Origin of the sequence: Rhizobium sp. AP16, assembly GCF_000281735.1 — a bacterium.
GTDB lineage: Bacteria > Pseudomonadota > Alphaproteobacteria > Rhizobiales > Rhizobiaceae > Rhizobium > Rhizobium rhizogenes.
The window spans coordinates 654,428-663,744 of the sequence record NZ_AJVM01000001.1 but is presented as its reverse complement, the minus strand read 5'-3'; the positions used below and the strand labels follow the sequence as shown (position 1 = coordinate 663,744).

6 protein-coding genes are annotated in these 9,317 nt (G+C 54.5%); 4 read left to right on the top strand and 2 right to left on the bottom strand.

Annotation, left to right across the window (positions count from 1 at the left end; translation table 11 throughout):
• Nucleotides 1-59: 59 nt before the first annotated feature.
• Together PMI03_RS02990 and PMI03_RS02985 are read right to left on the bottom strand one after the other, a co-directional pair.
• Nucleotides 60-1,073 (bottom strand): UDP-glucuronic acid decarboxylase family protein, encoded by a 1,014-nt coding sequence (locus PMI03_RS02990; protein ID WP_007689710.1) that lies wholly within the window; start codon nt 1,071-1,073, stop codon nt 60-62.
• Nucleotides 1,074-1,639: 566 nt separating this feature from the next.
• A complete protein-coding gene (locus PMI03_RS02985) occupies nt 1,640-2,770 on the bottom strand; it encodes a helix-turn-helix domain-containing protein (RefSeq protein ID WP_039973606.1) in 1,131 nt (376 codons plus the stop codon).
• A 762-nt stretch (nt 2,771-3,532) separates the two neighbouring features.
• Between PMI03_RS02985 and PMI03_RS02975 the strand changes: the two genes are divergently transcribed.
• The 4 genes from PMI03_RS02975 to PMI03_RS02960 are packed head-to-tail and all read left to right on the top strand — an operon-like array spanning nt 3,533 to nt 9,316.
• A complete protein-coding gene (locus tag PMI03_RS02975; RefSeq protein ID WP_007689706.1) occupies nt 3,533-5,236 on the top strand; it encodes a bifunctional diguanylate cyclase/phosphodiesterase in 1,704 nt (567 codons plus the stop codon).
• A 35-nt stretch (nt 5,237-5,271) separates the two neighbouring features.
• Complete coding sequence (locus tag PMI03_RS02970; protein WP_007689704.1) at nt 5,272-5,787, top strand: hypothetical protein; 516 nt, start codon at nt 5,272-5,274, stop codon at nt 5,785-5,787.
• Nucleotides 5,784-6,959 (top strand): class I SAM-dependent methyltransferase, encoded by a 1,176-nt coding sequence (locus PMI03_RS02965; RefSeq protein ID WP_007689703.1) that lies wholly within the window; start codon nt 5,784-5,786, stop codon nt 6,957-6,959. The genes PMI03_RS02970 and PMI03_RS02965 overlap by 4 nt, the downstream gene beginning before the upstream one ends.
• Entirely contained in the window at nt 6,956-9,316 is a 2,361-nt protein-coding gene (locus PMI03_RS02960) for a SpoIIE family protein phosphatase (RefSeq protein WP_007689702.1), read from the top strand. Before PMI03_RS02965 ends, PMI03_RS02960 begins: the two co-directional genes overlap by 4 nt.
• Nucleotide 9,317 lies beyond the last annotated feature (1 nt).

The window sequence follows — 9,317 nt, the reverse complement described above, 5'->3', positions numbered from 1 at the left end:
GGGGGGGTGCCTGCCGATGAAGCCGGCACCACCTACGACGAGTATGTTTCGCATGGACATCACGCCACCTCGACAAGCTCGCCATTGGGGCGAACGAGTTGACGTTCGAAATAGGAAACCGTCGACTTCAGACCGTCCGCCAATGCGACAGACGGCTCCCACTTCAATTCCCGTTTTGCGACCGTAATATCGGGTCGGCGCTGGCGAGGATCATCGACCGGCAGTGGCTGATAGACAATTTTCGATGGTGATCCCGTCATCGCGACGACCTGTTCCGCGAGATTGCGGATACTAAACTCGGTCGGATTGCCAAGGTTGACCGGCGTGTGAATTGCCGGCTGGCTGCGCATCAGTCGAGTGAAACCCTCGATCAGATCATCGACATAACAGAAGGAGCGCGTCTGCGATCCATCGCCGTAGATGGTGATATCCTGCCCCTTGAGCGCTTGGACGATGAAATTGGAAACGACGCGGCCATCGTCAGGACGCATGCGCGGCCCGTAAGTATTGAAGATGCGCGCAATTCTGATATCGACGCCATATTTCTTATGGAAATCGTAGAAAAGCGTCTCGGCAGAACGCTTGCCTTCATCATAGCAGGAGCGCGGACCGAAGGAATTAACATGGCCCCAATAGCCTTCAGGCTGCGGATGGACCTGGGGATCTCCATAGATTTCCGAAGTGGAAGCCTGGAATATCCTTGCCTGATGATGGGCGGCCAGCTCTAGAAGGTTTAACGATCCGAATACGCATGTTTTCAAGGTATGGATCGGGTCTGCCTGATAATGCTGCGGTGAAGCCGGGCAAGCTAGATTGTAAATCTCGTCAACGGGCAGATCGATCGACCCGATAATATCATGGCGGATAAAACTGAAAGTATCGAAGCGCAGCAGATGCCGCATATTCTCCATCCGCCCCGTCGAGAAATCGTCCACACAGATCACTTCGTGACCTTCAAGTAACAGACGCTCACAAAGATGCGATCCGAGAAATCCTGCGCCTCCGGCAACAAGAATTACGCGTCTTGCGGTATGCATCAGAGATAGATGTGAAGATCTGAAGGTCATGCTCATAAAACTCTCCCCACTATTTTGTTTTACGCTCAACATATTCAGGCAAAAAGAACTTTTAACTTCTCACCTTCTGGCGTCAGCGATAGTTAATCAATTTTTGTATCGCTAATTATAACTTAAATATATTTCTTCTAACTGTCGTTATCCGGGAATTCAAAAACTTTACATTTCGTCCATATTATTTTTCTCAAATTGGCATAGTTAAAACAAACAAATACAGGAGATAGTCGAATATTATCCGTGTGATTTATGTAGTTATCGGGAAAAACTTTGTAGTTAATCTCCCCTTGGGCGGATACCGCGCTGAAAATTGATCTCCTTTGTTGGCCGGGTGCGTTGAGAACTAGGAGCCCGGCTACTGTTATTCTGATGGCATTGACGGCGCGGGAGTCCTGGCGGATCAAAATCGCTGCAGCGGCAATCGACAACGAATGTTGCCAATTGTGCTCGGACGCTTTGTGAGGAGGAAATTAACCCACCGATCAAGCCGCTGAACGCATGCGTGGGCGCGGCTTGAACTGCAACATTGTCGATGCCAGAGTCCGCCCGATGTCGACTAACCCGGGTTAGCGGCTATGGCCGAGCATTCTCAGCCACTTGTCGAAGGAGTGATCATCTTCGATCTCAGACGTCGGTGCAGCTACATGCCCAAGATAAGGCGGAACAGTCAGGTTCCGTGCCTCACGAGGACTGTAGCCAAATTCTTTGCTGAAGGCCCGGCTGAAGTGGGCGGCAGACGAAAACCCGACGGCAAAGGCAATATCGCCGATTTGCTGCCGATTGGTGATGTCGCTGAGGGCCGCATGAGCAGACAGAAGACGGCGCCGCTGAATGTAGTGATGAATTCCGCCATCCGGCTCGAGCAGTTGGTAGAGGCGGGTGCGCGAAACGCCGAGTTCCCGACATAGCCACTCCGTCGTGAGATCGGGCGACATCAAATTGCGCTGCACGAGACGCCGCATGCGTTCCATCAAAGCCCAGTTGCTGTGCTGCTCCGAGACAGTCGCATCAACGGCCGACGACGAAACACAGGTCAAAATCATATCGCGCGTCGTCTGTACCACATGGGGAAGATCCTTTGCGGCAAAGCGTGAAAGGTTTTCCTCGAGACTGTCCAGATATTCTATCAGCAATTTGGTGTAGGTGCCGGACAATGCGGTGTTGTTCTTGATCTCCGTGGAGCCAGGAATGTCAAAAAATAGTTCGCGAGGCAAATAAAGCGACAGGCTCCGCGACTGGGTTGATCGACCCCGAAAAGGGTGCCCCAGGGATCGCAACTCTACATTTCCCGGCTCACCCTCCGAGACATGCCCATCGACTTCAGTCCACATATGGCCGTTGCGCAATATCGAGACATGCCAATGGTCGATGAGATCCGATCTCACCTTCGCCTGCGAGCGCAGGTAGCTATGGGGAGGTGCATTTTGTTGGACGACCAGCATTCCTCCGAGATTCCACGATGCGTGATCGGCAACGAACTCCGTATCCTGGGAGGAAACATCCGGACGCTGAATGTCCGTCAGGGGGGCCACATAGGCCTGCCAAGCAGAAAATTGATCTATCGGCGCCAGATCTCGCGTGGAAAACAGCAATGGCTTCAGTGCCGACGAAGCCGGTTGCCCTTCTTCAGTTGCTGCTGCCTGCCGTGGGAAACGACGGCGCTCACCATGCGGCGGTGCGGTTTCCTCGCTTCGCATGCCATCTTTGGCTTTGATAGCGTTGGCTGCGGCTCGTTCTTCGCGCCGAAAGTCCGACAATGTGGCCTCTCCAGAGCCCGGCCCTCAAATACGCTCGCCGCGTTAGTGGCATTTCGACTCCGGCTAACAGCGGGCTAGAGTTCAAGTATCTCCCTGCTGCTGGTTAATGTCCAGGCAATTTCCTCCCGAGATTGTGGCATCTTCCAGCACATCCAGGATCTTGCTGCATTTCAATGTCAGAACACACTGACACGTTGAACGAGATATGCCGCCCAGATAGGCTTTGGTGTGCGGGGCGGACCGATCTCGGAGACACCAAGGAAGACAAGCTTGGCAAGCCTCATGTGGTCCCGCCGAAATCCAGCGACGTCCGCAAATGCCAGCCCCTCTTGAACAAAATGCTTGCCTTTCCTGACAGAGGCCAAGGCAGCAACAGGTTGCCGCCCTCCCACCTTCATAGACTATAGACTTTATAGATTAGAGCGCCGTTCCGGCCGGGTCTGAAAAGTCGCAGTGGACCGTTGAGGGATATTTCGATGATGATGCTCAGTCCGTCTTCCGGAGCAACGATCCTTTGGCAGTATATGTGGCCGCATTTATTGGCTATTTTCTAATCAAACATCCTGTAATATATTGATTGAGAATGAGGCGCCGCTCATGTGTAAAGTAATAAACGCGCAATGGCGCGTTCGCTGTGATTGCAACAAGACGCGTAGGCTCTGATACGACATAGGCTGCTGAGGTTGGGAGGAGACTAGCCCCATGCCCGAAAACCGTGCGAATTGGCCGCTGCTGGTTCCACAAAAGTCTGAATTTGACGATCGTCCTGAGGCGCTGTTCTCGCTCTGGGGCCTGGATTTCAAGCTTATTGACTGCTCGGAGGAGCTCAAGGACCGGGCAGGCCCTGCTTCCCTGGCGGCCATGACGTTGTGGGAGATCTATCCCTCTTTGGCAAATCCCGCATTCGCGGACTTGGTTCAGTTCGTGGTCGATACCGGGCATTCGCGACGTGTACGGCTCAACCCCTCGATGTCCGCAGGCCAAGATTTGCTGCTATTCCATACTCGAGACGGTCTTGCTGTTATCGAAATCGACAGCAGCGGCACCAACAGAGCGACATTACCCGAAGACCAGGAGCGGGCACGGCTCCTCCATCAGGCCACGCATGACGTTCTAACTGGGTTGCCCAATCGCCGCCAATTTAGCCAGGAGCTGGATAGGCTTCTCCCGACCGGTGACAAAGCAGGTCTCGCGCTGATGCAGATCGATCTGGACGACTTCAAACCCGTCAACGATACCATGGGGCATGGTGCCGGTGACATCGTGCTTCGGCTTGCTGCCGAAAGGATAAGCCGAACCCTTGCTCACGATGAAGTGGCATACCGTCTCGCCGGCGATGAGTTCGCCATCATCCAGGTCGCCGCGCAGCAGCCAACGGAGGCCGAAAGACTGGCAGAGGCATTGGTTGCCGAATTCAAGAAGCCGTTCGTCGTTGACGGCATCTCGCTGTTCGTCGGCGCAAGCATCGGGGTAGCAATTGCACCTCGTGACGGTAATGAGGGGGAGCAGTTGATGAAAGCTGCCGACGTCGCCCTCTATGCCGCCAAGAAGGAGGGGCGCCGACGGGCACGAACGTTCGACCCAGGCATGCTTGTGGTGTTGGAGCAAAGGGAACTGTTGCGACGCAGTTTGCGTGTGGCGCTCCAGCGCGATGAATTCTTCCTCGAGTATCAGCCATTGGTGGAGCCGCCGTTTACGGTCGTCGGCTTTGAGGCACTATTGCGCTGGCGACATCCCAGTTTGGGGATCATTCCGCCAATAGCCTTTATCCCGATGGCAGAGGCCGACGGTTTGATGAGCGAGATCGGCCAATGGATACTTGAGCAAGCGTGCCGCGAAGCGCTTACATGGCCGGAGCACTACACCGTAGCCGTCAATCTGTCGCCAGCCGAGTTTCTGACGCCGGGCTTTACCGACCGCGTCGCGCAAACGCTCGATGTTGTCGGGTTCCCCTCCGAACGTCTGGAACTTGAGATCACCGAAAGCGTCTTGCTGGAACGCACCATCAACAATCTCGATACGCTGAACACGCTCAACGTGCTCGGCATCCAGATTTCACTTGATGATTTTGGGACCGAGTATTCGTCCTTGAGCTACCTCAAGAATTTTCCGTTCGATAACATCAAGATCGACAAGTATTTTATAAAGGATCTCCTGAGGGATAGCAAAAGCCAAACCATTGTCCGCTCCATCATTGCCTTGGCGCACGGCCTGGATATGCGCGTCACGGCCGAGGGCGTGGAGACAGCGCAACAAGCTACCTGGCTCCAGAGCGAGGGCTGCGACCGTTTGCAAGGCTATTTCCTCAGCCCACCGATGGGCGCTGACCGATTGGCCGACTTCATAGCGCAAAGGAGCCGCACACACCCAACTGTTTCCTTCGACGGGGTTCGCGCTGGACCCTGACCGTTTGCAAGGCCATTTCCTCAAGGAGATCTCGATTGAACATAAAAGAGACGCCAACGGATATTGGGTTCGAGCCACTCCTCGATCTGAAAATGAATATGGCCGCCTTTACCGCGGACTGGTTGCATTGCGATCAATGCTCCAATTATGTCGCCCGAATGGTCAGCCATGACCGCCGCGATCCCATCCGACACGCAAATCTGCTTTCATCGGCTCTCAACGAGCTTTTGGAAATGTCGTTTCATTCGAATGAGGACGATGGCGAATTCGTTTACCGGTTCTATCGCTACCGCGAAACGGAGCGCATAGAGCTGACTTTTCCGTGTTCGCCCGAGAAGCGCCGATTCTACCATGAAATCGTTCAGGAACTACAAGGCGAGCAGGCGCTTGCAAGCTATCTCGATGTCATTGCCAATGATGCAGCGCCCGCCGATCGAGCGATCTTGTTCGGCCTGGCGGTTAATTACGATGCAGACATAAAAGCCAGGGATCTGGGCGCCAGCGCCCTGACCTTTATTGTCGATCTGCCGCTCGAGAGGCTACTTAATTGAGCCAGGATATTTCCGCCGGCTTCACGGCACGGTTCGACATCAACAATCAGGAGTTCTCTTTCGCGGGGGTGCTCAGACCACACTCCGTGGCCGAGCTTGCCGACGATCTCGCATTGCTGAGAAACGGAATCGAGACCGTCAAGGGCGTTTTCTACATCAATCTCAAGCGTGTGACCCATATGAACAATACGGCTTTTCGCGCTTTAACGCACGTATTGGTCGATGCCTCCCGCTCGCGGCCGGAGCTTAAGCTTGTGGTGATCGCCTCAAGCGTCGTTGCATGGGCATCGCGGTTGTTTCACCACTTAAGCGACCTTTCACCGAATATTGCAGTCGAGATCTACGACTCGGCTTTTTATCCCGGTCAGACATTCGTTGAGAACCAGAGCTTCATCCCGATCCTCAGGACGCAAACCAAGATGACCTGGCGACATGAGCGAGAGATCCTACCGCGTCACGGGCTTCGTGAAGGCATGATCATTGCCGATATTTGCTGCGGCATAGGCGATTTCGCGATGCTGTTAAGAAAGGAATTCCGGCCATCGAGAATCGTTGCCCTCGACCATTCAATGTTGAGTCTCGACTATGCACGCACGGTGGCAGAAGATTTCGATGTGCAAGACATCGAATACACCTATGGCGACGCATCGCAGATGCTGTTCGAAAGCAATCAATTCGATTTTGTGACGTGCCGTCACTCGCTGCAAATCTTCGACCGTCCGGATGTGTTGCTACGAGAGCTCTATCGGATATGCAAACCGGGCGGCAGGGTCTACATTACCAATGAGAAGAATTCTCATTGTCTCGGCGAACCACGAGCAGACACCATTCAGTGGACGTACAACGAGGTCGCGAAGCTCTTCGAATATTTCGACATGGACGTCGAAATGGGCCCAAAGGGCCGTCGCATGTTGCTGGATGCCGGCTTCACGGCCGTCAAATTGGAAAGTTTCATGGTGACCAATCTCGATGGCGACCCTCAGGAATTTGCTGACATCATTGCGGCGTGGCAAAACGTCTACGCCGACGAAATGGCGGTCAAACGGGGCGATTCACCCGCGTTCATCAAGCGTTTCAAACAAGGCTTCGCAGATCATATTTTCGCCGCTCTTCATCCAAGAGGTTATGCCGGCTGGCCCATTTGGGCAGCATCAGGGCAGAAGCCGCTATGATGTGGTCGCCCATCACAGAACAAAGGCTCGGCCTGCGCTCGTTTCGGGCCAAGTTTCTGATCGTGGTCGGGGGGGCAGTCCTCTTCGACCTGCTTGTCAGCGGGGGGCTGGCGCTTTGGAACGTTCAGCGGCTTTCTCGCAATGCCACCGCTGAGGTCGGCGAAGGCCTCGAAAAAGCGAGCCAAGACTACATTCGCTCCTACACGAACTCTACCGCCTCCCAGGTCGCTCTGTTGCTCGATCAAGTCCACTCCGACGTGAAGGCACTGACAGGTGTGCTTCAGGGGCAGATCGATCAACCGACCCGGAACAATGACATAGGTGCGGCTATGGCAAAGGCCTCCCCGGGCGCCGTGACCGTAACGTACGACACGACCGGCCAGTGGGCGCAAAATCTTCCCGGATCCCCTTCAGTCGTCAGCGTGTGGGGCTATTTGCTGGACAAGGACCACCATCCCTTGCCGCAAGTCCAGGCGGATATCGATACGAGCGCCGTGCTTGATCTTGTTGCCCCGTCTCTCCTCAATAACGGCGCATCGAAGCTGCAGATGTACTATATCGGCCCGAAAGAGCGCCCGGTTTTCAGAACTGCGCCATACACGGCGCAGGCGCAAACATTCGATCGGCTCTATCCCGGCCACAACAGCGCGGACTTCTGGAATTTCTTCTTTCCCGGCCTCTACGAATCCTGGCAGCAATGGGCCTCGAATCCCACGTCCCGACCGGTTGCCGACGATATCACACAGACCGCTCCCTATACCGACGCGATCACAGGAAAACAGATCGTCAGTTTCTTCCATCCACTTTGGACAGCCGATCGACATAACGTGGCAGGCGCGGCGGGGGCTGATATTACCCTTAATCAGCTCGCCGAGATCGTTGAGAACGTGAAAGTCGCCCAAAGCGGCTTCGGTTTTTTGACCATGTCGAATGGAAACGTTGTTGCCATCAATCCCGTTGGTGAAAAGATCATCGGCCTTCGCTCAGCGAGTGATTTAGCCAACAAGGGCGTGACCGGTCTTGACCGCTCTCTGCGTAACAGCACGCAAAAGGCCATTTCGACCTTGCCGCTCGACGCCGATGGCGCCATCCAACACATTTCGCTTAACGAGCAAGGTGAAGATGTTCCCTACCTTGTTGTGGTGAAACAGTTGCGTCCGACCAATCTCTGGGTCAATGGCCCTGTCCAGCGCGAGGTCATGTCACTCGGCATCGTCGTGCCGGAGCGCGAGATCTATGCATCGCTGATCGCCGCCAAAGACCAGATATCGCGCGCTACCAACCGCATCTTGCTCTATCAGATCCTCGCGGTTCTCGTGTCACTGATGATCGTCACGGCTGCTGTGTTTGCCGCCTCGAAGCGCATCACGAGCGGCATCAGCGCATTGGCAGATGCCGCAAAACGAATACAGGCAAAGGATTACTCTGTAAGGGTCGATATTCCAACCAAGGATGAAGTCGCTGAAGCGGGCTTCGCATTTAACCGCATGGCGGAAGAGATCAGCTTCCACACTGAAAATCTCGAGAAACTGGTCGTAGAGCGCACCACGGAGATCGAAGCGGCCAAGGAAGAGATCTCCGTCCTCAATGGTCAGCTGAAGAGCGAAAACTCGCGTCTTGGTGCCGAATTGGACGTAGCGCGGCAAATACAGCTCATGGTCCTTCCGCGCGCTAAAGAGCTTATGGCAATCGAGCATTTGGAGATTGCCGCCTATATGCGCCCCGCCGATGAGGTCGGCGGAGACTACTACGATGTTTTGCAGAACGGGAACAATCTGAAGATAGGTATTGGAGATGTGACAGGCCACGGGCTGGAGAGCGGCGTGCTCATGCTCATGGTACAGTCAATCGCCCGTGCCCTGCAAGAGACCGGCGAGATGACCCCTGCGAAATTCCTGACCGACCTTAACCGCGCGATTTTCAAGAACATCGAGCGGACCGAGACCGATAAACATCTGACATTGTCCTTTCTCGATTACGATGGCGAACGCTTAACGGTATCGGGCCAGCATGAGGACATGATCGTCGTTCGCCGAAACGGCGAGCTAGAGCGTATCGATACTGGCGATCTCGGCCTTCCAGTCGGTCTTGAGCCCGATATATCACCATTCATTGAGACCCGGGAAATATCCTTTCAGAAGGGTGATATGATCGTTCTGCACACCGACGGTGTCACCGAGGCAGAAAATCCCAGCGGCGAGTTATTTGGTTTCGAACGGCTTTGCGAAGATGCGCGACGCCTGCACGGCGGAACCTCGGAAGAAGTGCTGAAAGGGATTCTCGATCATCTGATGGGCTATATCGGGACACAAAAAATACACGATGACATTACGCTCGTCGTGATGAGGCACAGGTGAG

Excerpts from the sequence above, each read along its gene's own strand:
- PMI03_RS02985 (WP_039973606.1), bottom strand. The coding sequence starts at position 2,770 with ATGCGAAGCGAGGAAACCGCACCGCCGCATGGTGAGCGCCGTCGTTTC.
- PMI03_RS02990 (WP_007689710.1), bottom strand. The coding sequence starts at position 1,073 with ATGAGCATGACCTTCAGATCTTCACATCTATCTCTGATGCATACCGCA.
- PMI03_RS02975 (WP_007689706.1), top strand. The coding sequence starts at position 3,533 with ATGCCCGAAAACCGTGCGAATTGGCCGCTGCTGGTTCCACAAAAGTCT.
- PMI03_RS02960 (WP_007689702.1), top strand. The coding sequence starts at position 6,956 with ATGATGTGGTCGCCCATCACAGAACAAAGGCTCGGCCTGCGCTCGTTT.